Origin of the sequence: Legionella nagasakiensis (assembly GCF_900639915.1) — a bacterium.
GTDB classification, from domain to species: domain Bacteria; phylum Pseudomonadota; class Gammaproteobacteria; order Legionellales; family Legionellaceae; genus Legionella_A; species Legionella_A nagasakiensis.
Genome location: NZ_CAAAID010000004.1, coordinates 224,937 through 245,737 on the forward strand (window position 1 = coordinate 224,937; position 20,801 = coordinate 245,737).

A 20,801-nucleotide genomic window follows, 5' to 3' on the forward strand; every position below is an offset into this window, starting at 1 on the left:
CCCTTAAATGGTTAACAATAAAATGAACACCATCAGACCAATCACCAGCCTGACAAGACGTGATCCAAGACGCAGTAAAAATCCATCCTGTTCTTTCTCCTCTGCGCCCATGAAGTGGTTGATTGACCACATGACCGCAATAATCACCAGACTAATGGCAATAAAGCGGATACTGCTGGAAAAGACATTAACCGACACGCCTTGGCTTCCTTGTTGAAAGCTTGAGGCAAACAATCTGGCAATTTCGTCTTTACTCATTAGGGTTTCCTCACAAAATCAAGCGCTAAAGGTTTTACTTTGCGAGGGGCAATGGCAGGTTGATTGATGTAATCAATTAAACCGTTGCGAATGGCGAATAAGTCCTCACGAAGGCCGGCATGATAATGGCCTTCGGCATCTTTAAAGCCTTCAATATGTAATTGAATACGCGCATTGGGCGATATTTCGGCTTGGGCTTCATCCAATAAGGGTTTAATCGCATTAATCTGATTGATGATGCGCACCAAGGTTTCATTCAAATTTGAATCATTGGCATGGGTTGTAAAACTGGTGATGAGTAAGGCCAAACATATCAATCGTTTCATAGCATCCCCTATAAATATTTCTTAAATCGGCTGGCTGTCATGGCCACCATTAATGCCAGCAATAAACTGACTGGAATAAACATAAAAGCCGGTGTCAGGCTGATGGGCATGGCCAACCAGACCATGAGTAAAATCATCAAGCCTCTTTTGAAGTAGTAATTGAGTCGGTGAAACACATAAGAAGATTCACGTCCTAAACAAGCAGTGCGGATGGCGCGTTGATTCAAACCATCCACCAGTCCGGCAACCATAGCCAGGGTAAATAGAGGCATGGCTGCCAGTAAGATCATTAATTTGATCAACATACATTGGCTGGTCAGTGCCATTAGCTGGATAAACTGCTGAGTTTTTTCGATTAGATCGGCGATAAACTGGTTGATTGCCAATTTGGCAAGATAAGGATTGGCAATTGTGAAATCTGGATTGGTATCTAAAGGGAGAGCCGCCAACAGTGAACCTTGATAAACCGGCGTAATCGCTTGTCTTTGGGTATCGACCAACTGTGATAATCCGTTAAAGGCAAAATGATAATCATGCAGCAACCATTGAGCGACAGACCATATCAATAAGCAGAGCCAGCCCAGCAAGAGCACAAGACTTAATTGCAAGGTCATTTGTCTGGAATATTGTTTCACTGCCATACCTTACCCCCAGAAATAACCAATGGGTAATGCTGTTCGTTGATTAGTTTCAACAGAGGATCAACATTAACAGGCAATAAGGGGAGCTGACTTTGTTCCTGTAATTGGGCAATCACTTCAAAATTATCGACATTAGTGATAAAGCCGATGGCTTGCATGTCTTTTAGTTGTTTTTGATGTTGTTGTAACCATTCTTGTGAGGCTTTATCGACGCCAATGATAAAAATAGTTGTATCTAATAATGCATTGTTGATTGTCTTGGCAGCTACTTTGCCAGTAGATGCTTGGCTAATAGCTGGAATGCCAATTGGGCTGCTAAGATTTAAAGCCATTGAAGGATCATTTGAAACTGTGGTTAATGGAATGACTTCCAAACAATAAGCATTGAAGGCAAATATCATTAATAGACCAATCCGCAACATTAAAACCTCCCCAAATCAACAACCTGAGAAGACTTGCCATGAGAAATCAACAGCAAGGGTGTATGTTTCTTTTTAAGGGTTAAGGCGTCATACTGCTGTTTACCCTGACTCAAGGTAATTTGCTGGCTGGTCACTAAGCTCAATGGAATCTGTTGACGGTTTGCCCAAAGTTGGACGGCATCGTTATCCATATCAATAAACAGTAAATGCAAGCTGGTGTTGGGTGTGCGTGTGATGGCATCCACCAACTGCATGACGATGGTTTTCACTGCGTCATCAGGCTTGATAAATAAATAGAGGGTTTCGCCTTGTTGCAACTCAATCGGTTGGTGGGCATAAGGTGAAAAGGGTGTGGGATCAAAATCGCCAATAACAGGAACGTCTTTAAAAAGCTTGTTATAGGCATTGTAAAAAGCATTATTCCAAGCAATATTCTGCGCCACTTTTTGGGCTTCCTGCTTGGCTGCCAGTTCAGCAAAACGGTCACGCTCAGCATCGTTTCTGGCATTCAAGCCCAGAATATCAATTGGACTCAGGCGAAGCCCTTTGTAATAAATACCGCTTCGGCTTTGCATTAATTGGATATAGCGTTTTCCCTCCGCCTCGGTGAGATTCCAAACTTTGGCTTCATGATGCTGGGCATCATTTAGTTCAATGGTGTGATCATCAACAACATCATCCTGAAACTCAGCCAGACCTGCTTTAGATAAAGCATCTTCAGCACCATGCAATTGAGGATTTATAATCCCCGGAATGGTGAAACCTGCCAGTGCTTGCTGGCTTATTAATGCGCCTAGAATAAGAGCCTTCACCTTAACCATGCGCCACCCCATTTGTATTGACATGCAGGCGCACAAGGGCTTTGTCTTGATTCTCAAACTCAATCACCTGTTGGGCAAAATCCAGATGAACAACCGTCCAGCCGGCAAGAGAATCCCCCAGCTCTAAAGCTTTCGTTTTAAAATCATAGGCAACCGATGCCACACTGACTTCCTGAATGCTATCAATGCTAAGAACTTGGAATGGCAGTGCACTGGCTGGCAGCGTTTTGACAGGATGCTTTTGCTCATCAAGTTTATTTAATAATGCTGCAATACCATCCAGTTGCTTTTTCAAGGCGACTTGTCCGGTAGTAAACAGCTCACCCAATTGGTGATCATCCTTATTGTTTAGCTTCTGGATGAATTGTCCAAGTTGGTGGAGGTTTTGATTAATTGGCGATAAATCAGGGGCTTTGACTGGTTGATTTAGTTTAGACTCAATCGCGTGTAACCTGCTTTCAAGGCTTAATAAGTCTTGTATTTGAGATTGAGCCGGTGTTTTATGCACACACACCATCACAACCAATATCAGATTAAATCCCATTAGACTTAACCATTTAGCATCAAGATACCTTCTCATGCCTGCCTCCCTTTTATCAGAGTGAAATTAACTTCCCGTAACAAATCATCGTGTTTAAGGGTGAAAATCTGTTGACCAACCAAGACTGTTAAACCGTCACTAATGGTTAACGGACCGAGGTTGCGATCAACTTGGGGTAAGGGTTGTTTTAAAACCATTTGCAGGCTGGGACTTTGTTTATCCTTGTCGGCCAGATGAAAGCCTGAATAAGCCAACCAATGCTCAACCGCTTGGCCAATGGTTTGTACCGTTGAGGGAAAGTGCACTTGCTGCACGGTTTTCAAAGGATTGATTTGCGCAGCTAGGGCTTGATTTTTTACCGAGGCATAACGCCCGATTTGAGTCGTATTTGCTGCATCCAATTGCAGGCTTAATAACGACAAACCACTGACAACGAATAATTTCAACATACACACCTCCTGCCGGCGCTAAAGCCGGCTAAACAGTTAAGAGCTTGCGCCGTCCTTGGTCATCAATTCCTGGCGGATCAGCTTACGCATAAAAATCTCTTTTCTATCAACTTCAATATGCGAGGGCGCTTTGATGCCAACAGCGACATGACCATTGCGTTCATACAAAATCTTGATCTGAATCAGTCCCTTATCGATGTAAATTTGTTCCCCAATTCGGCGAGTAAGTACTAGCATAAAGTTCTCCTTTTATGATTTTCGGGTTAAATCAGCCAACATCGCCTTCAGGTGCTCATGAGCAACTTTGGGTGAAGCCAGTTGAGTCGGTTTTGTATCTATTGTTGTGAGCTGTCGTCGTGCCACTTTTTCTTTGCAACAGGCAATAAACTCAGGCAGCGTTGGCGGGAATCTATTGTGCTCCCGACAATCGATTAAAGCCTGTTTCAGCGCTTGGTTATCAAAACGCGTCAACGCATCAGACCATTCATATTTAGCAAATTTCAATGAATCGGCTGTTGGATAACTGCTAATCCACACATGCCCATAAATTGCTGCAAATCGGCTAAAGAGAGTATCCATGCGTTTGTCATAATCTTCCGGGTTTTCCGAATTGGATGACGTTGGTGCTTGTTTCCTGCTTTGGTTCATCGTCTTCGAAATCGAATGAGACGCCTTTGCAGGCTTCTGAGTGAACGTCTGCGGCAGACTTTCGGCGATGATTTTGTTTATTTGTTGCATGTTGACGCTCCTGTGTTTGAACCATTTCTATTTCTTCTAGCCAGCAAAGCTGGGCCAACCAGTTTTCAGGATATTTCCACTTAGGCACCCAAATACCAGCATCAATACAGCCTTGACGGTGTTCTATTTGTGCTTGAAGGGCTGAGATCATTTGCTCAAATAACGCATCAGAGGGATTCAGCTTTTCAAAGGCAAGCAAAGCATTGCATCGATTAACCTTCTGTGGATAACTTTCCCAAAATTTTTCAAATTTGTTGCGCACATACACACACAAATTATTTGAGTTATGAGGTGTGTCGGGTTTTAGAGTTTCGCCTATGTTGGGTTTTTGAGAAAAATCACCATATCTTTCTGATTTATATGACTTTTCATTGACCGTCTTTGTGTCGGGTTGCTGTGTCGGGTTTGTGTCGGGTTTATTTTGGACAGAATCACTCGAATCAGCCAAAAGACACTTCAAAACAAGGTTCTTATCAAAGGACTGAATCTCCAAAAGCCCAGCGCGTTCAAGAGAACAAACAATTCGTCGCAATTGCTGGCGACTAGGGCTACCAGACTGAACAAAACCCTGATGCGGCTCAACATACAAAGCTTCAGCTAAAGATTGATAGCTGATACGCCGTTTAAGGCCAACAAGAAAGGTTTTTCTATCCATATAAGGACGAATCCCTAACAGGTAAGCTGACTGCTGAATATGCGGTAATCCCATCAAAGCAGATAACTCCTGTGAATTGATAAATAAAAAATCCATCCAATTTAATCCTTAAAAACCTTGAAAGCAGGGTTTGCACTATCAAGCGATTTCAGTTAATATCTTTTGATTACACGAATCGTGTAAACTATATTTCATTGTAAAATACCCAAAAGCAGGGTCAATAGAGTTTGGAAGACTGTTAGCGAATGAACGCAAATGAACACAAAAAAATAGTTGGAAATCGAATCATCCACGCGAGAAAGGCCAATGGATGGACGATCAAGACACTGGCAGAACGAACAGGCTTTGGTATAGCGAGGATTGGTAACTGGGAACAAGGAACAAGAAGTCCCGGACCACTTGAGGCAAAGGTTTTAGCACAAGCGCTCAAGGTGGCTGCATCCTGGTTGCTTTATTTATCAGATGATCCTCATGGGGAACGTGTTGAGGAGATCATTGCCTTTTATGAGGATATTAGTTGTGACTCCTAATCATTTAGCCAAACTAAAAGAAACCATTTGTTCTGTGCACGGTCAAAAAGGTTTGGAGTGGTGGAATAATTTACCTCATTTGCTTGAAAGCCTGGCACATACGCATAAATTAACATTGAACCTACCTTTCACCGACCTGAATTTTAATTATGTTCTCCCTGTTTTAGGCCCTAATCAGGAAGAATGGGTATTGAAGCTTTGCGCCAATCAGTCTGCGAAAATAAGTATTGACAAAAATGGCTACCAGAAATATCATGTTTCCAGATGACGATGGTAAATATATTTAAAAGATTTATTAAAAAATGACATAATACATCTGCCATCTGCCATCTGCCATCTGCCATCTGCCATCTGCCATCTGCCATCTGCCATCTGCCATCTGCCATCTGCCATCTGCCATCTGCCAATAGTATATGGAAAACTATCAAAATAATCGATAGTTTATGTGTTATGGATTATAAGGATTTGTGTTGAAGTGTTAGATTTACAAAAAATTGATTTAATTCAAAGGATTGAAAAAAGAAATGCTATGGTAGGCATTGTCGGCTTAGGCTATGTAGGGCTGCCACTACTTCTGCGTTGCTGTGAAGCTGGTTACAACGTAGTGGGGTTTGATGTAAGTGAGGGAAAAGTAGCTTCTTTATCCAAGGGTAAAAGCTATATCGAGCATATACCTGACTGTCGAATAAAAGCATACTTGTCAGGAACTCAGGAACTCAGGAACTCAGGAACTCAGGAACTCAGGAACTCAGGAACATTTGAAGCGACTTGCGACTTTGCTCGCGCAATAGAAACAGACATTATTATCCTCTGTGTTCCAACTCCTCTAAATAAATATCGCGAACCAGATTTACATTTTATCACCAATACGATTGACTCACTACTTCCTTATTTTAGAGCCGGGCAAATGCTTTGCCTTGAGAGTACAACCTACCCGGGTACAACAGATGAAGAATTAGCTCCAAGAGTTGAATCTCGTGGTTTAAAAATTGGAGAAGAGTTTTTCCTCGTTTTTTCTCCAGAACGCGAAGATCCAGGTAATGCCAACTTTACCACACGTACCATCCCCAAAGTATGTGGTGGTTTTTCTCCTGCCTGCCTTGATGTAGGAGTTTCTTTTTATAGTCAAATAGTAGATCAAGTAGTCCCAGTAAGCTCTACTCGTGTTGCAGAACTTACCAAAATTCTGGAGAACATTCATCGTGCAGTAAATATTGGTCTTGTCAATGAAATGAAGATTGTGGCTGACAAAATGGGGATTGATATACATGAGGCAATACGAGCTGCAGCAACAAAACCTTTTGGTTTTGTTCCCTACCAACCTGGGCCAGGACTTGGAGGGCATTGTATTCCAATTGATCCTTTTTACCTAACCTGGAAAGCTCGGGAATTTGGTGTACATACTCGCTTTATTGAATTAGCAGGTGAAATTAACGCATCGATGCCTGATTATGTCGTTTCAAAAATTATTTCAGCACTCAATGAAAGACAAAAATCTGTTTCAGGAAGTCAAATACTTGTTTTAGGTATTGCCTATAAGAAAAATGTAGATGATATGCGTGAATCTCCTTCTGTTGTAATAATGGAAAAACTTCAGGAATTAGGGGCATATGTTTCCTATAGTGACCCACATGTCCTTTCATTTCCTCAAATGAGAGAGCATCACTTCAATTTATCAAGCGTGGTGATTAATCCGGACAATTTGCTCAATTATGACTGTGTTCTGTTGGCTACTGATCATGATAAATTTGATTATTCCATGATTAAGCACTATTCAAAATTAATCGTTGATTGCCGCGGGCGGTATACAGAAACAACAAATTCTATAGTAAGGGCTTGATATCATGAAGCATATTTGTTCTCCTATCTTAGATCGAAAGATACGTTTTGCTATTGTAGGTTGTGGGCGTATTGCAAACAATCATATTGAAGCCATTCAATCCTATACACATGATGCAGAAATTGTCAGTGTATGTGATATAGATCCTTCTGCGTTGGATAAAGCCGCGACGCAAACACAAGCAAAAGGTTATACAACATTATCCTCTCTACTTGATGACACGAATGCTGATATTGTCGTCCTTACAACGCCTAGTGGCTTACATTCAAGCCAGGCGATAGAAGTAGCAGAGTCTGGACGACATGTAATTACAGAAAAGCCGATGGCAACAAGATGGCATGATGGTGTTCGTATGGTTAAAGCCTGTGACAAAGCCAATGCTCATTTATTTGTTGTGAAACAAAATCGGCGCAACCCCCCTTTGCAACTGCTCAAAACTGCTCTTGAAGAACGGCGTTTTGGTAAGATTTACATGGTTAACGTCAATGTGTTCTGGACGCGTCCCCAAGAATATTACGATAGTGCGCGCTGGCGAGGCACATGGGAATTTGATGGTGGTGCATTTATGAATCAGGCAAGCCATTACATTGACCTCTTAGACTGGCTAATTGGCCCTATAGAAAGTGTTCAAGCTTACATCGGCACGTTAGAGCGGCGCATTGAAGTTGAGGATAGCGGTGTGATGAGCGTGAAATGGCGTTCTGGGGCACTGGGCTCTGTTAACGTAACAATGCTGACTTACCCTAAAAATTTGGAAGGAAGTATCACCATATTGGGCGAAAAAGGAACCGTTCGTATTGGTGGTGTTGCTGTTAATGAAATTCAACATTGGGAATTTGAGACATCAACAGAAGCAGATAAGACGATACAACAAGCTAACTACGCCACATCAAGCGTTTATGGATTTGGCCATAAACTCTATTATGAGAATGTTATACAGGTGCTACGTGGAGAGGCCAGCCCGCATACAGATGGTCGAGAGGGTCTAAAGTCTCTTGAAGTATTAATTGCAGCCTATCTTTCTGCCAGAGATGGCAAACGTATCGCATTACCATTGGATTATTAAATGACTATAACTATTCACCCCTCCGCAATCATAGATGATGGAGCAAAAATTGGAGATAACACGCGTATTTGGCATTGGACTCACGTGTGTGGTGGTGCTCAAATAGGCGGTTCTTGTTCTTTAGGACAAAATGTTTTTGTTGGTAATGATGTTGTGATTGGTAATAACGTAAAAATTCAAAATAATGTATCCATCTATGATGCGGTGCGCTTAGACGATGATGTCTTTTGCGGCCCCAGCATGGTATTCACCAACGTTTACAATCCACGCGCAGCGATTACTCGTAAAAATGAATACCGGCAAACAACGGTTCAGCGCGGCGCAACGCTTGGGGCAAATTGCACGATTGTGTGTGGAGTTCATATTGGCGAATATGCATTTGTAGGAGCAGGAGCTGTGGTTAATCGTGACGTTAAGCCCTTTGAACTAGTGCTTGGCGTTCCAGCAAAACATTCTGGTTGGATGTGTCGCTGTGCGAACCGCCTTATAGATAAAGGTACGATGCATTGTCACTGTGGCGCCACATATCAAATTAGCGAAGAGGGATGCATTGCACTATGAAGGATAAAATACAATTTATTGATTTAAAAGCACAATACGCTTCCCTTAAAGAGGTTATTAATCATCGAATTCAACAGGTTCTTGATCATGGACAATACATTATGGGACCAGAGGTTCAAGAATTAGAACAGGCGCTTCAAGCATACACAGGTGCAAAACATTGCATTACAGTCGCATCTGGAACCGATGCACTTTTGATTTCCTTAATAGCGCTTGGTGTCAAAGCACATGATGAGGTGATTACTACCCCGTTTACCTTTGCTGCCACAGCCGAAGTCATCGCTTTGCTTGGTGCAGTTCCTGTATTTGCTGATATTGATCCTGCAACGTGTAATATTAGCCCTAAAGCAATAGAACAAGCCATCACCCCTAAGACCAAAGCAATTATCCCTGTATCCCTTTATGGTCAACCAGCAGACATGGGTGAAATTAATGCCATTGCAACTCAATATGGAAATATTCCAGTGATTGAGGATGCGGCTCAAAGTTTTGGAGCAACCTACAAAGGGAGAAAGTCTTGTAATTTATCAACAGTTGGTTGTACCAGTTTCTTTCCTAGTAAGCCTCTGGGCTGTTATGGAGATGGCGGAGCCATATTTACTAATGACGCTGATTTGGCACAGGCCATGAGGGAAGTTCGCGTCCATGGGCAGGAAAAACGCTATTATCATACCAGAGTTGGTGTGGGTGGCCGGATGGATACTCTTCAGTGTGCTATTGTTCTTGCCAAGTTAACTCAATTTGATTGGGAAATAGAACAACGCGTCACAGCGGGGATTTATTATCAAGAGCTGCTGAGCCATTCAAAAAAAGTAACGTTACCTAACACAAGTCCTGAGCGCAGCTGCGTATGGGGACAATTCACTGTTTTTGCAAAGAATCGTGATTCACTCAGTGAGCAACTTAAAAAAGCGAACATACCTACAGCAGTTCACTACCCTAAGACATTACACCGTCAACCAGCCTATGAGAAAATATGTCGTGTTTCAGGCTCTTTGGACCATGCTGACACTGCTGCAGCTTTAGTTATGAGTTTGCCAATGCATCCTTATATTGAAAAGCAAACACAAGAACGAATTGTGAGCGTACTAAATGGAGTTTCAATATGAAAATAATAACAGTAGTTGGTGCACGCCCTCAATTTATTAAAGCAGCTGCTTTATCACGATGCATTAAAGAAGAGTATTCGAATGAAGTAGAAGAAATTCTCGTGCATACGGGCCAGCATTATAATGAAAACATGTCAGCAGTTTTTTTTAATGAGCTAGGAATACCCGAACCCAAGTACAATTTAGCCATAACAGCAAACACGCATGGAGTGATGACAGGTAGGATGTTAGAGGCAATTGAAGATGTTCTGCTAAATGAAAGACCAGATACAGTACTTGTTTATGGCGATACAAATTCAACACTTGCTGCGGCATTGGCAGCATCCAAACTGCATACGCCTATTGCACATGTAGAGGCAGGTCTTCGTTCCTTTAATATGCGTATGCCAGAAGAAATAAATCGTATTGTCGCCGACAAACTCTCCACATACCTGCTTTGCCCTACAATTGAAGCGGTGAAAAACTTACATCTTGAAGGGATAACGAAAGGAATACATCAAGTAGGTGATGTGATGTATGATAATGCCCTCTATTTTAGCCAACAAGCGAAACAAAAAAACGTTATTCTTCAAAAGCTAAAATTAAAAATTGGTGAATTTGTACTAGTCACTTGTCACCGCGCGGAAAATACAGATAACAAAGAGAATTTGACTCATATTCTTAAAGCGGTAAGCGAAATAGCTAACGATCTGCCTGTTGTTTTTCCAGTACATCCACGAACACTGTCATGCATTAATCGCCATGACTTAAATAACTATCTGAAGAATCTGATAATTCTTGAACCAATTTCCTATCTCGATATGGTTGCACTTGAACAATCAGCTCAAGTGATACTCACCGACTCTGGTGGCGTGCAAAAAGAAGCGTTTTTTTATGGTATTCCTTGTATCACCATGCGAGAAGAAACAGAATGGGTAGAAACGGTGGAGTTAGGCTGGAATCAGGTTGTTGGTGCTGATCCAAAAAAAATATATACAGCTTTTCTTCAAATTCAAAAAGGTAAAACAGATTATTTGCCCTATGGTGATGGTCGAGCTAGTCAACGTATCATCCACTCGATACTGGAAACAGAATATGTTTGATTTGTTGTACACTTTAAATAAACACAAACGACTCTTGACTGCAACAACAATAAACGGTCTCAGTAGTCGATTTACTTCAAGTGTTTTTGGAGCTGCTTGGCTAGTTCTCTATCCACTTATCTTTCTTTCAATGTATTCATTAATTTTCATATTTATTCTAGGTGTCAGAATGCCGGATTTAAGCACAACACATTACGTGCTCATTATTTTTTCCGGTTTAGTCCCTTTTCTGGCTTTTTCTGAAGCCTTCAGTGTAGGCACCTTAAGTATTATTGCCAACCGTGGACTTCTACGTAATACGCTATTCCCCATTGAAATGGTTGTTGCAAGAGATGTTCTTATTGGGCATGCCACGATGGGATTGGGTCTCATATTGGTATGGGTGGCTGTTTTATACAACGGCCATATCTATTGGACACAGTTAGTTATTCCTCTAATATTCCTATTCCAAATTATCATGACACTGGGCTTTGTATGGATTACCTCCTCGTTGACTGTTTTTTTTCGTGATATTCAGCAAGCAGTACCGATTATCATTTTGTTTTTGATGCTTGTCTCGCCTATTGGATACACGGATGAAATGGTTCCTCAGGCAATGAGAGCAATCATTAAACTTAATCCTTTGGCTTGGTTGATGCATTTGTATCGTCAATCTTTTTTAACAGGAGTGCTTTCAATTATGGAGCTAGTCTTTTTTGGATTATTTAGTATTGCGTGTTGTTTATTAGGATATCATTTAATTTCTCGTCTTAAACCGATTTTTGCCGATTATGTCTAAAATTGCACTTTCACTCACTACTGTAAGCAAATCGTTTAAACGATTCCAGCATCCTGGCTGGCGTGCTCTGGATGCGTTGGGCTGCCCTGTTTCCTCTAAGTATTTTGATGTATTTATGGCTTTACGTGAGATTACTTTAGAAATACGACGAGGAGAAAAAGTCGCGTTAATAGGTAGAAATGGTGCAGGAAAAAGTACATTGCTTCGCCTGATTTCCGGACAAATCAAGCCAACTAGAGGTCAAATAGAAGTGAATGGTAAATTACAGGCCTTAATGGAGCTTGGGACAGGGTTTCATCCTGATTTTACTGGTATAGAAAATATTAGATCCGCTCTTTCTTATCAAGGAATACACGGTAAAGAAGCCAAGAAGCTTATTGAGAAAATCATTGATTTTACCGAATTGGATGAGTTTATTACTCGCCCTATACGTGAGTTTTCTGCAGGAATGTATGCTCGATTGGCTTTTGCAACTGCAACCACGATTACTCCAGACATACTAATCATTGATGAAATTCTTGGGGCAGGCGATGCCTATTTTGTTGGTAAATCGATTCAACGCATGAAAGAATTAACTTCAAAAGGAACAACAGTCTTATTTGTATCTCATGATATGAGTGCTAATCAACTATTATGCGAAAGAGGTATTTGGCTTGATAAAGGAACCATCAAAGCAGATGGAGATATATTATCGGTTAGTAAAGCCTACTTATCGAGTATTCGTGAAGATGAAGAGCTCAGAATTCGCTTACGCAGTGCTAAACTTAATCAAACTGAATGCGTAAAAACTCAAGTTTCTTTATTTCGTTTCATTACAACCAATAATACTGTTCCTGAAAAACCTATTGTTGTTGCGAGTATTCTATATGGATATGGTGATTGTCACTTGGGTGAAGTATCAATAGATACCTTGGAAGGAATTTCTTCTTGTATTGTCGAGTATGGAGTAACTAATTGGTCAAAAACAGAGACTATTGATAACAATATTTGCAGGAAATTTGGTGACTTTGGTGGTCATTTTATACATGCGCCGTTTCAGATAGATTGGAAATTAGCCCAGAAAGAGCAGCGTTGGATAGAAGTTCGTTATCAAGCATCGCTCACGGATGCAATTGCATTAGATCGATATGATGAAGAAAGTAAAGAGTATGTACGTGTAGCAATCATCAATCAAAGTAATGAAGAGGCTCATTGGCGAACACTTCGTGTGGAGTTAGATACTCGGAATGTTTCTGAAACTTTTGAATTCAATAAGGCGATTGCTGAGTTGCAAAATTTATCCTCACATGATCGTTATGGTAATGGACCAATTAAAATTACCGCATTTGGTTTTTTAGACAAAGAAGATATTCGTCGCCACACCCTAATCAGCGGGGAGGTTGCTAAAGGGTGCATCAGTTACAATGCCTCAGCAACAATCCATAATCCAGTGGCTGTCATTGCTATATATAGGACGGATGGCACCTGCGCTATGCAAGTACTTTCGAATCGTGATGGCGTATGCTTCAATCACCTATCGGGACAAGGACAGATTAATGTTAGTTTTGATCCATTATTTTTAGGTCCTGGAGAGTATCTTGTTTCTGTTGCGCTATTTAAAGAACTTGACCTGGCTTCAAAATTTGAGCCAGAAGCTTATGATCTACACGATCGTTGTTATCCATTAACAGTTCTTTCTCCCGAGGGGATTAGCGTAGAAATTGGAACAGTAAATCAGCCGGCTATCTGGGAGCTAGTATGATAACTCAAGATAAACTTCTGTATGAATCTAAAAAGATCTGGGACCAAACACTGCAAATAGGGCAGAAAAACCTAACTCAAGCTATTATTGATTTTTTTCCACAAGAGATTAAAACCGCTTTGGATGTAGGATGTGGTGATGGAAAGCTGACTTCTGCGATAATTGCTGCGACGAAATGTCCTATTATAGGTTTGGATGCTAGTCGAGAAGCATTATCTCGCTGCTCTTTTAACACAATACATGCTGATGCAACAAATTTGCCATTTCAGGATAATGAATTTGATCTTATTTTAACAATGGACATGATGGAACATCTCCCCAAGCACATGGAAGATATGGTTTGGAAGCAGTTATTTCGTATCTCTAAAAGTTGGGTAATGGTGGCGGTACCTTTTAGAGAAGAGCTTTTAGATGCTACAGCCAAGTGTTCTCATTGTGAACAACTCTATCACGTAAACTGGCACATGAGATCATATGATTGGCCCGAATTGGTTTCACGTTGTCCTGACTCACATGAAATCGACAAAATCATACTGACTGGTGAATCATGGAATCCTTATTCTATTTTTGAGACACGATTTAGACGAAAAATACTCAATGAGTGGTCTGGGTGGTCTGATGCTTTTTGCCCTCATTGCAATCATCCAGGAGCATGTCCAGATACAGTCAATCCATTGCCACCGCTAACAGCTTCTGCTTTGGGAAGTGTCATCTACACTGAGCGACTGAAAGTACCTGATTTTAGAAGTCATAGTGAAATTTTAGTCATATACCGACGCAAGAGTATCACTCAGACGCATAAAAATCATTTTATAAATAAGGCGAATCTTATTGATTCAAAAGCTAATGAGCTTATTTTTGATGAAACGCAAATAGAGAGCAATCTTGTTCCATACCCTTCGATAGCCCGCGCTGTTCGATCAATAGATAAAGACATAATAATACAGTTTCCAGCTTATTCATCTTATGATTTTTTGGAAATAAAAACCATTCAAGATGAAGCCGCTCTGCGTTTGTCTTTGGAGGATGGGCTAGGTATTGTCTATAGCGAGCAATTAAATATAAAGTCACGTGGTACGCATTTTATATCCCTAAAAAGAAAGACAACGCCTTCTTATTACGGTATTTTAGTGCGAATCAATTCGACTAAGGCTATAAAGTCAATACAATTAGGAGAAAATCATTTAATCCGCATATTAAAAAATCCTGCAGATACACAGTGTTCTTATTATTCAACCAAAACCAACCAAATACCTATTTATCTTCAAGTTACATCACCGTGTTATTTTAGCAACAATATGTTAACTCAAACCAATTCCAGTCAAACAAACTGGATAAATCTTTTTAAACAAATTGAAAGTTTGGTACAAAAAGAACGAGATGGACTGCAAGCTCAGAACCAGGATCTCATTCTAGAACGAGATGGACTGCAAGCTCAGAACCAGGATCTCATTCTAGAACGAGATGGACTGCAAGCTCAGAACCAGGATCTCATTCTAGAACGAGATGGACTGCAAGCTCAGAACTATACTCTGCTTAGCGAAGTGTATGCTTTCAATAATCGTCTTGAAGTTCGCATCACCAACAAAATCATCAAACTTCTCAAAAAAATTAAAAGGATTTTCATTAAATGATTCATATAGTTATGCTATGTCACGATCAACATTTAGATAGAAGGGTAATTGCTCAAGGATATAGTTTGACTCAATTAAGCCATAAAGTGACTTTATTTTGTTTATCGCACACAAGTGATGATGAAGAAGAGCATTTACCCGAAGGAATTCATGTTATTCGCATCGGTTTAAAAAATATTATTCCAGAAAATACCATTTATAAGCACTACACTGCTCTCCAAACGAATTTAAACAATGTGTTAAATCAATTGTGTAATCAAATAAACAAGGCCAAGCCAATTTGGAAAGCAGGATATAAATTGCTATCTCGCATTAATTGGTTTACCTATAAGCTCAGTCTTTCTATTCGATACTTTAATCGCACAATGGGAGACCCTCTGCCTTTTAGAAAAGCATTTTTTACTGCTGCATATGATTACAAAGCCGATATTATTCAAGTACACGATCTGCCTGCATTGGAAGCAGGTGCTAGCCTTGCAAAAAAATGGGGTGTGCCTCTAGTATATGATGCTCATGAACTGTACTCAGAACAACGTTCCTTTTCATGGGTGCAGCGTCGTATTTGTGAGCGAATTGAGAAAAAGCTAATTCGATCCTGCTCTAAAGTATTTGCAGTAAATGACTCAATTGCAGAAGAGATGATGACAAGATATGGTATTTCTCGTCCAATCACCTTAATTAATGCCCTGGATCCTTTACCTGAATACAATGTAAAGCATTCCTATAATATATTGAGAGAAAAATTAAATATTGATGCTGGTCGTAAAATACTCCTATTTCAAGGTGGTTTTTCTCCGCATAGAAATTTAGAAAATTTGATTAAGGCAATAAAGCTTGTCAAGAATCCTGACGTTGATCTGGTGATGATGGGATTTGGAGATTTTGGAGCGCTCCTGCAGAATCTCGCAAAAAAATTAGGCTTATTAAATAAACGTATTTATTTTTTACCAGCTGTTCCCCAAGCAGAATTGTTACAACATTCTGCATCAGCCGATGTTGGGATTATTCCCTATCCTCATGTCGATTTAAATAGTTTTTATTGCACTCCCAATAAGTTATTTGAGTTTATACAAGCAGGACTTCCCATATTAGCCAATGACTCTCCTGAATTAAGACGATTCATTCATGACATAGGTTTTGGCTTGGTTAAGCCAATGCATACCAGTCGCCAAATTGCATCAGCTATTGATCAAATTTTTGCGGATCCAAAGCGATATCAATCTTATAGAGAACAATTAATAAACAAGCGATACGCATTTACTTGGAAAGCCCAAAGCAATGTCTATCTTGGGATCATCCAGTCCTTCTTAAATATAGATTCTACAGAAATACTAGAACCCTCTTTAAAGCAAAGCTCTAGGAAGACAGTATGATAAGAGTGTTAAATAATTGTATCAAAAAAAAAGTGATTCATTATCTGTTTGTATTGATATTGATTGCAGGTTATTGCCCATCGGGATTATGTGCTCCGATTTCTCCCTTAAGCGAAAGGATACAGACTGATGTGGACCGAGCAGAACATCTTTTTGATGAACAAGGAGTTCCTATTCTAAAAATAAAAGGGTTAGGGGATCAACGACATCCTGGATGGATTGCTGCCTATGCACTCGCCTATGCAGGTATTGATGCATATGATAAAAGACTATTAAATTTAAAAGATGAAAATAAATTCCAAGCTTGCATTAACTGGCTTAAAAGTAACTTAAAACAAAGACAAGATGGACTCTGGGTATGGGAATATCATTTTGATAGTACTTATAATGACGTCAGCATCAAGGCACCTTGGTCCAGTGCTTTTGGCCAAGCCTTGGGAATCCAAGCTTTTCTGGCTGTATATAAGCAAAATGGAAATCCTGAATATCTTGATTTAGCAAAAAAAGCGGCAAAATCTCTTTTTACTCCAATTGCTCAAGGGGGATTTCTTTATAGAAATAGTCAGGATATTTGGTTTGAGGAAATTCCCGTACCTGTAGACAATCCTTCACATATTTTAAATGGACATATGAGGGCCCTACTAGCGCTTAAAGAACTGGCGGAAGCAACACATGACTCTGAGATTGAAACCTATTTTAAACAAGGAAGTGATACCTTGTACCGATGGCTACCTCTTTACGATACAGGTTATTGGCTACGTTATGACTTAAACCCTAAAAAATCAGAATTGTTATTTCGGTTTGCAAACCCCTATGGATTTGAAAACTATCCATTGGCAATTCACAAAATTACTTTAAGAGATCCTTTGACCAAGGAAGAAATAAGTCTAAATGTTGGTACAGATGGCGATAGTGATGGAAAAGCTCGCATTGCAGGAGTTCACTGGGGGCAGCCAGAAACAGTTGCTGGTAAAAAAGTACGCCGACTACTCCCTGCAGCATTAGAAAATAAGCGAGATGAACTTGCTGCACCTCATAGCTATTTCTACCTAACATTGCCAAGTGAGTGGAAAAATAACCTAAGAAAGGAGTGGTATGAATTAGTCATTGACTATTATGATGAAGCACGAGCAAATATCACCTTACAACAAAGGAGTATTGCACCTGGGCAAACATTTCGAGACATGCGAGATGGTGATTTGCATATTACTGGAGCAGGTCAATGGCGGGAGTGGATTATTCCTGTTAGACCATCAGACTTAGGTTTTTGGGTGGGGGAAAGCTATGCGGATAAGCATGCTCTGTATTTAAAGAAGTTAGCAAAACATGAAATACGCTTTGATTCATGGAAAAGAGTTGCAATATCTTACCTAAATTTAGTTAATCACACTGAGGTAGGTTATAAAGAAAAGAAAAAAATTTCATCTCTAAGCCTGCCAGAGCAATTAGCTATGCTGCCTATTTATAGCCTCGATAACCAGGGCGTGCTTATGCAAAACCAAGCCACAAAGAAAACAAAATTTTTACCTAATGGGCTATATGACCCTAATTCTGATCGAGGGATTCCACGATATTCACCTTTTATTATCGCGGAGCAGTTGACACAAGGCCCGGATGTTCAAGGTGGTAGTTTCTCAAGAATAGACAAGTCCCAGATAAAAAAACAAAGTGCTCTTTTATATTTTCTCAACAACAATAATCAAAAAAAAACTCTTAATGCAATAAGTTACCAATTTAATTTTAATAATACATATAACGATATTATCACAAAAGCTCCATGGACATCCGCATTTAGCCAAGCCTATGTACTTAATGCGTTGCAATATGCTGCTGAAAATAACATTGGCTCATCAGAGCAAATTGATCAGCTGATTCTAAAAGTAGCCAATTCATTCAATGTTGATATAGCACAAGGCGGCGTTTCGACGATAACAAAAGAGATCATGAGGTTTTTTGAAGAGGTACCCAATGCTACACATGTTTTGAATGCGCATCTGATTAGCATCAATGAATTAGCTGCAACCAGCCGCTATCTAAATAATCCTGGTATTAATAATTTATCATGGCAAGGCGTTCTTTCATTGAGGGAAAAGCTTCATCTGTTTGATAGCGGTTATTGGCTAAGATACGATCTTAATCCTAAAAAAGAGCTCCTGTTTCAAATTGATTGGCTGGAAGGAAAAAAATCACCATTAATAGAGCGCATAGAGCTACGAAATCCAGAAAATGAAATGAAAACCAGTATTCAAGTGGGAGACAGTAAGGCTTTTGATGGGCCGATTCGTATATCTGGCAGCGATTGGGAATCAGAGCAACTCATTGATAATAAAGCCGTGCGTTCGTTTCAAAACGGGTATCTTTTGCGAAAACAAGCGGTTCAAGGTGGCACAAAGCATAATGTCTATTTTGTTAGCATCCTGCCCACTCGAAAATTAACTGATGATTTTGATGTTCCTGTTCATCAATTAGTAATTCATTATAAAGATACCGCCCCTGGGCGTTTTGCTGTAAAGATTCAGTCCATTAATGAGGGCAACCAACTCACTTTTGTACCAATGAGGGGTGGTATCATTCATACAAAAGGTGATAAGAAATGGAAAACGGCTTATATCCAAGTAAGACCTCAAGATTTAGGATGGTATGTTGGGCCTGATTATCAACAATATGAAGTGGATCAAATACAACGCATAGCCAACTTAACCAACGACTGGTTCTTTTATCAATATGCTCAAAAGCAAAGAGATTATTTAGAGACAAAAAATAAAAATCAAACCGTTATTGTTAATGCTTCCTCATCAAAAAATAAAATGCCTATCAACGCGGTGATTCAAGGTGCTTCCAAAACCTACACTGGGTTTGGTTTTGAAAATGCATTTAATGACACTCCTGATACAAGTTATGTCGCAGGCATAGATGGAGAAAAAATAGCGTACGTGAATTTAGATCTAAAAAAAGCAAAGCCACTTTCAGAACTATCTATTCAGTGGGAAAACATCAATAATTTTGCCAAAAAAGTCAGAGTAATTTCATTAGATGCAAAAAATCAACGAGAGTTGATTCAAGCACATATTAAGCACGGAGGGTTAAGCCATATCTATTTAGCACAACCACAAAAAATCAAACGACTGCGCATTGAATTCTCCGAATTTTCAGGTCAACCAAGATTGCTGTTAAGACAGATACAATTATGGTCAAAAGGCAAAAATCAAGTGGGCATCAATCCCACTGTACAGGAACAATTGGATAACCCCTACTTGACGGCAAGTGATCCCAAAAATCCATTACATATATTCAGACTCCCAGTGACTCAGCGGATTAAAAAGTTATCTGATGAATTAGCTCAGGGTGTACAAAATGACCATGAAAAAATATTAAAATTTATGGACTATATTGGGAGATTTCGTGTTGGATTTGCGACAGATGCAACACCAGAAACTACAATCAATAAACAAGTAGGTGCGTGTGGAGCATTTACTAACGTGTTGGTGGCATTGGCTGCGTCACAAGGGATACCAAGCCATTATCTCAATTTGATGAATTATCCAAAATCTCAAGGCCATACAGTAGCGGAAGTACATTATGAAGGCAAATGGCATTTATACGACCCAACATTCAATGCATTCTATTCTTTGCAGGATCAACTCCAACCATTGTCATTTTCTGAAATTAAAAAAATATGTAACACTCAACCTGAATCACTTCATTTAAATGCGAAAATATACAGGCCAGGATTTACATCATATACTGGGTGTCCCATTTTTCTTAATGCCTCTCCCTCTGGAGTTATCGGACCGGATCAGGTGATGATTTTTCCGCTGCAATTTGATAACAAGAAACTTAAAAAAATTGAGAAAAAGGACTTTGATACAACTTACCAAGGAGCCAATTTTATTGGTGCCGCCTCAATTAATCAACAACAAGAATGGCATATAAAGAACCTGTCAATTGGTGAGAAATATGAATTTATTGTTCAGCCAGAGTCAATTGGAGGCGATATTACTGCCAATGATCTTGGTTTTTCTATTGATGCTGCTCTTACTAACGGAAAACTAATTAGTAATTCCCATTATAGCTTTGATTTTCAAAATCAAAAGACTTTGCCTTGGATCATCCAATTTATTGCCCAAAGACCAGAAGTAACTCTAAAGATTTCTCATCCTTATTTGGGCCCTAAATATCGATATATATATATATCCAGCTATGAACTTAAAAAAACAAATAGTAAAGGAAGCTAAG

The 20,801-nt window shown here is 39.8% G+C and carries 22 protein-coding genes; 12 read left to right on the forward strand and 10 right to left on the reverse strand.

The window, feature by feature from the left end; translation table 11 throughout:
- Positions 1 to 3 precede the first annotated feature (3 nt).
- The 10 genes from E1O52_RS05460 to E1O52_RS05505 are packed head-to-tail and all read right to left on the reverse strand — an operon-like array spanning position 4 to position 4,947.
- Positions 4 to 258, reverse strand: a complete 255-nt coding sequence (locus E1O52_RS05460; protein ID WP_133127690.1) for a hypothetical protein — start codon at positions 256 to 258, stop codon at positions 4 to 6.
- A complete protein-coding gene (locus E1O52_RS05465) occupies positions 258 to 584 on the reverse strand; it encodes an RAQPRD family integrative conjugative element protein (protein WP_133127691.1) in 327 nt (108 codons plus the stop codon). Before E1O52_RS05465 ends, E1O52_RS05460 begins: the two co-directional genes overlap by 1 nt.
- 8 nt (positions 585 to 592) lie before the next feature.
- Positions 593 to 1,225, reverse strand: coding sequence for an IncC plasmid conjugative DNA transfer DtrJ family protein (locus tag E1O52_RS05470; RefSeq protein WP_133127692.1), 633 nt, complete (start codon positions 1,223 to 1,225; stop codon positions 593 to 595).
- Positions 1,216 to 1,647: a PFL_4695 family integrating conjugative element protein gene (locus E1O52_RS05475; RefSeq protein ID WP_133127693.1), complete on the reverse strand. Its 432-nt coding sequence runs from the start codon at positions 1,645 to 1,647 to the stop codon at positions 1,216 to 1,218. The genes E1O52_RS05470 and E1O52_RS05475 overlap by 10 nt, the downstream gene beginning before the upstream one ends.
- Entirely contained in the window at positions 1,647 to 2,468 is an 822-nt protein-coding gene (locus E1O52_RS05480; protein WP_133127694.1) for a TIGR03759 family integrating conjugative element protein, read from the reverse strand. Before E1O52_RS05480 ends, E1O52_RS05475 begins: the two co-directional genes overlap by 1 nt.
- Positions 2,461 to 3,048, reverse strand: a complete 588-nt coding sequence (locus tag E1O52_RS05485) for a hypothetical protein (protein WP_133127695.1) — start codon at positions 3,046 to 3,048, stop codon at positions 2,461 to 2,463. Before E1O52_RS05485 ends, E1O52_RS05480 begins: the two co-directional genes overlap by 8 nt.
- Positions 3,045 to 3,458: a PFGI-1 class ICE element type IV pilus protein PilL2 gene (gene pilL2 / locus E1O52_RS05490; protein WP_133127696.1), complete on the reverse strand. Its 414-nt coding sequence runs from the start codon at positions 3,456 to 3,458 to the stop codon at positions 3,045 to 3,047. Before pilL2 ends, E1O52_RS05485 begins: the two co-directional genes overlap by 4 nt.
- 36 nt (positions 3,459 to 3,494) lie before the next feature.
- Positions 3,495 to 3,695 carry a carbon storage regulator gene (locus tag E1O52_RS05495; protein ID WP_133127697.1) on the reverse strand — a complete coding sequence of 67 codons (201 nt, stop codon included), beginning with the start codon at positions 3,693 to 3,695 and terminating at the stop codon, positions 3,495 to 3,497.
- Between the two features lie 12 nt (positions 3,696 to 3,707).
- Entirely contained in the window at positions 3,708 to 4,106 is a 399-nt protein-coding gene (locus E1O52_RS05500; RefSeq protein WP_133127698.1) for a Vir protein, read from the reverse strand.
- Positions 4,045 to 4,947, reverse strand: coding sequence for a hypothetical protein (locus E1O52_RS05505; protein WP_133127699.1), 903 nt, complete (start codon positions 4,945 to 4,947; stop codon positions 4,045 to 4,047). The genes E1O52_RS05500 and E1O52_RS05505 overlap by 62 nt, the downstream gene beginning before the upstream one ends.
- Before the next feature lie 149 nt (positions 4,948 to 5,096).
- Here E1O52_RS05505 and E1O52_RS05510 point away from each other — a divergent pair, with 149 nt between their 5' ends.
- From E1O52_RS05510 to E1O52_RS05565, 12 genes are all read left to right on the forward strand, one after another.
- The gene (locus E1O52_RS05510; RefSeq protein ID WP_133127700.1) at positions 5,097 to 5,381 is read left to right on the forward strand and encodes a helix-turn-helix domain-containing protein; all 285 of its coding nucleotides are present in this window, start codon (positions 5,097 to 5,099) and stop codon (positions 5,379 to 5,381) included.
- Positions 5,371 to 5,649 (forward strand): hypothetical protein, encoded by a 279-nt coding sequence (locus E1O52_RS05515; protein WP_133127701.1) that lies wholly within the window; start codon positions 5,371 to 5,373, stop codon positions 5,647 to 5,649. Before E1O52_RS05510 ends, E1O52_RS05515 begins: the two co-directional genes overlap by 11 nt.
- Positions 5,650 to 5,856: 207 nt before the next feature.
- The gene (locus tag E1O52_RS05520; protein ID WP_207384178.1) at positions 5,857 to 7,221 is read left to right on the forward strand and encodes a nucleotide sugar dehydrogenase; all 1,365 of its coding nucleotides are present in this window, start codon (positions 5,857 to 5,859) and stop codon (positions 7,219 to 7,221) included.
- A gap of 4 nt (positions 7,222 to 7,225) precedes the next feature.
- On the forward strand, positions 7,226 to 8,287 hold the full coding sequence (locus E1O52_RS05525; RefSeq protein WP_133127702.1) for a Gfo/Idh/MocA family protein: 1,062 nt from the start codon (positions 7,226 to 7,228) through the stop codon (positions 8,285 to 8,287).
- On the forward strand, positions 8,288 to 8,848 hold the full coding sequence (locus E1O52_RS05530) for an acyltransferase (protein ID WP_133127703.1): 561 nt from the start codon (positions 8,288 to 8,290) through the stop codon (positions 8,846 to 8,848).
- A gap of 8 nt (positions 8,849 to 8,856) precedes the next feature.
- Positions 8,857 to 9,957, forward strand: coding sequence for a DegT/DnrJ/EryC1/StrS family aminotransferase (locus E1O52_RS05535; protein WP_133127738.1), 1,101 nt, complete (start codon positions 8,857 to 8,859; stop codon positions 9,955 to 9,957).
- Entirely contained in the window at positions 9,954 to 11,039 is a 1,086-nt protein-coding gene (gene wecB / locus E1O52_RS05540) for a non-hydrolyzing UDP-N-acetylglucosamine 2-epimerase (RefSeq protein ID WP_133127704.1), read from the forward strand. Before E1O52_RS05535 ends, wecB begins: the two co-directional genes overlap by 4 nt.
- A complete protein-coding gene (locus E1O52_RS05545; protein WP_165474716.1) occupies positions 11,032 to 11,817 on the forward strand; it encodes an ABC transporter permease in 786 nt (261 codons plus the stop codon). The genes wecB and E1O52_RS05545 overlap by 8 nt, the downstream gene beginning before the upstream one ends.
- Positions 11,810 to 13,558, forward strand: a complete 1,749-nt coding sequence (locus E1O52_RS05550) for an ABC transporter ATP-binding protein (protein ID WP_133127706.1) — start codon at positions 11,810 to 11,812, stop codon at positions 13,556 to 13,558. The genes E1O52_RS05545 and E1O52_RS05550 overlap by 8 nt, the downstream gene beginning before the upstream one ends.
- Positions 13,555 to 15,192, forward strand: coding sequence for a class I SAM-dependent methyltransferase (locus tag E1O52_RS05555; protein ID WP_133127707.1), 1,638 nt, complete (start codon positions 13,555 to 13,557; stop codon positions 15,190 to 15,192). The genes E1O52_RS05550 and E1O52_RS05555 overlap by 4 nt, the downstream gene beginning before the upstream one ends.
- Entirely contained in the window at positions 15,189 to 16,565 is a 1,377-nt protein-coding gene (locus tag E1O52_RS05560; protein WP_133127708.1) for a glycosyltransferase, read from the forward strand. The genes E1O52_RS05555 and E1O52_RS05560 overlap by 4 nt, the downstream gene beginning before the upstream one ends.
- Positions 16,562 to 20,800: a D-glucuronyl C5-epimerase family protein gene (locus tag E1O52_RS05565; protein ID WP_133127709.1), complete on the forward strand. Its 4,239-nt coding sequence runs from the start codon at positions 16,562 to 16,564 to the stop codon at positions 20,798 to 20,800. Before E1O52_RS05560 ends, E1O52_RS05565 begins: the two co-directional genes overlap by 4 nt.
- Position 20,801 lies beyond the last annotated feature (1 nt).

Bases quoted from the DNA above. Each gene is read 5' to 3' on its own strand.
- E1O52_RS05460 (WP_133127690.1), bottom strand. From the start codon at position 258: ATGAGTAAAGACGAAATTGCCAGATTGTTTGCCTCAAGCTTTCAACAA.
- E1O52_RS05465 (WP_133127691.1), bottom strand. From the start codon at position 584: ATGAAACGATTGATATGTTTGGCCTTACTCATCACCAGTTTTACAACC.
- E1O52_RS05470 (WP_133127692.1), bottom strand. From the start codon at position 1,225: ATGGCAGTGAAACAATATTCCAGACAAATGACCTTGCAATTAAGTCTT.
- E1O52_RS05475 (WP_133127693.1), bottom strand. From the start codon at position 1,647: ATGTTGCGGATTGGTCTATTAATGATATTTGCCTTCAATGCTTATTGT.
- E1O52_RS05480 (WP_133127694.1), bottom strand. From the start codon at position 2,468: ATGGTTAAGGTGAAGGCTCTTATTCTAGGCGCATTAATAAGCCAGCAA.
- E1O52_RS05485 (WP_133127695.1), bottom strand. From the start codon at position 3,048: ATGAGAAGGTATCTTGATGCTAAATGGTTAAGTCTAATGGGATTTAAT.
- pilL2 (WP_133127696.1), bottom strand. From the start codon at position 3,458: ATGTTGAAATTATTCGTTGTCAGTGGTTTGTCGTTATTAAGCCTGCAA.
- E1O52_RS05495 (WP_133127697.1), bottom strand. From the start codon at position 3,695: ATGCTAGTACTTACTCGCCGAATTGGGGAACAAATTTACATCGATAAG.
- E1O52_RS05500 (WP_133127698.1), bottom strand. From the start codon at position 4,106: ATGAACCAAAGCAGGAAACAAGCACCAACGTCATCCAATTCGGAAAAC.
- E1O52_RS05505 (WP_133127699.1), bottom strand. From the start codon at position 4,947: ATGGATTTTTTATTTATCAATTCACAGGAGTTATCTGCTTTGATGGGA.
- E1O52_RS05510 (WP_133127700.1), top strand. From the start codon at position 5,097: ATGAACGCAAATGAACACAAAAAAATAGTTGGAAATCGAATCATCCAC.
- E1O52_RS05525 (WP_133127702.1), top strand. From the start codon at position 7,226: ATGAAGCATATTTGTTCTCCTATCTTAGATCGAAAGATACGTTTTGCT.
- E1O52_RS05530 (WP_133127703.1), top strand. From the start codon at position 8,288: ATGACTATAACTATTCACCCCTCCGCAATCATAGATGATGGAGCAAAA.
- wecB (WP_133127704.1), top strand. From the start codon at position 9,954: ATGAAAATAATAACAGTAGTTGGTGCACGCCCTCAATTTATTAAAGCA.
- E1O52_RS05545 (WP_165474716.1), top strand. From the start codon at position 11,032: ATGTTTGATTTGTTGTACACTTTAAATAAACACAAACGACTCTTGACT.
- E1O52_RS05550 (WP_133127706.1), top strand. From the start codon at position 11,810: ATGTCTAAAATTGCACTTTCACTCACTACTGTAAGCAAATCGTTTAAA.
- E1O52_RS05555 (WP_133127707.1), top strand. From the start codon at position 13,555: ATGATAACTCAAGATAAACTTCTGTATGAATCTAAAAAGATCTGGGAC.
- E1O52_RS05560 (WP_133127708.1), top strand. From the start codon at position 15,189: ATGATTCATATAGTTATGCTATGTCACGATCAACATTTAGATAGAAGG.
- E1O52_RS05565 (WP_133127709.1), top strand. From the start codon at position 16,562: ATGATAAGAGTGTTAAATAATTGTATCAAAAAAAAAGTGATTCATTAT.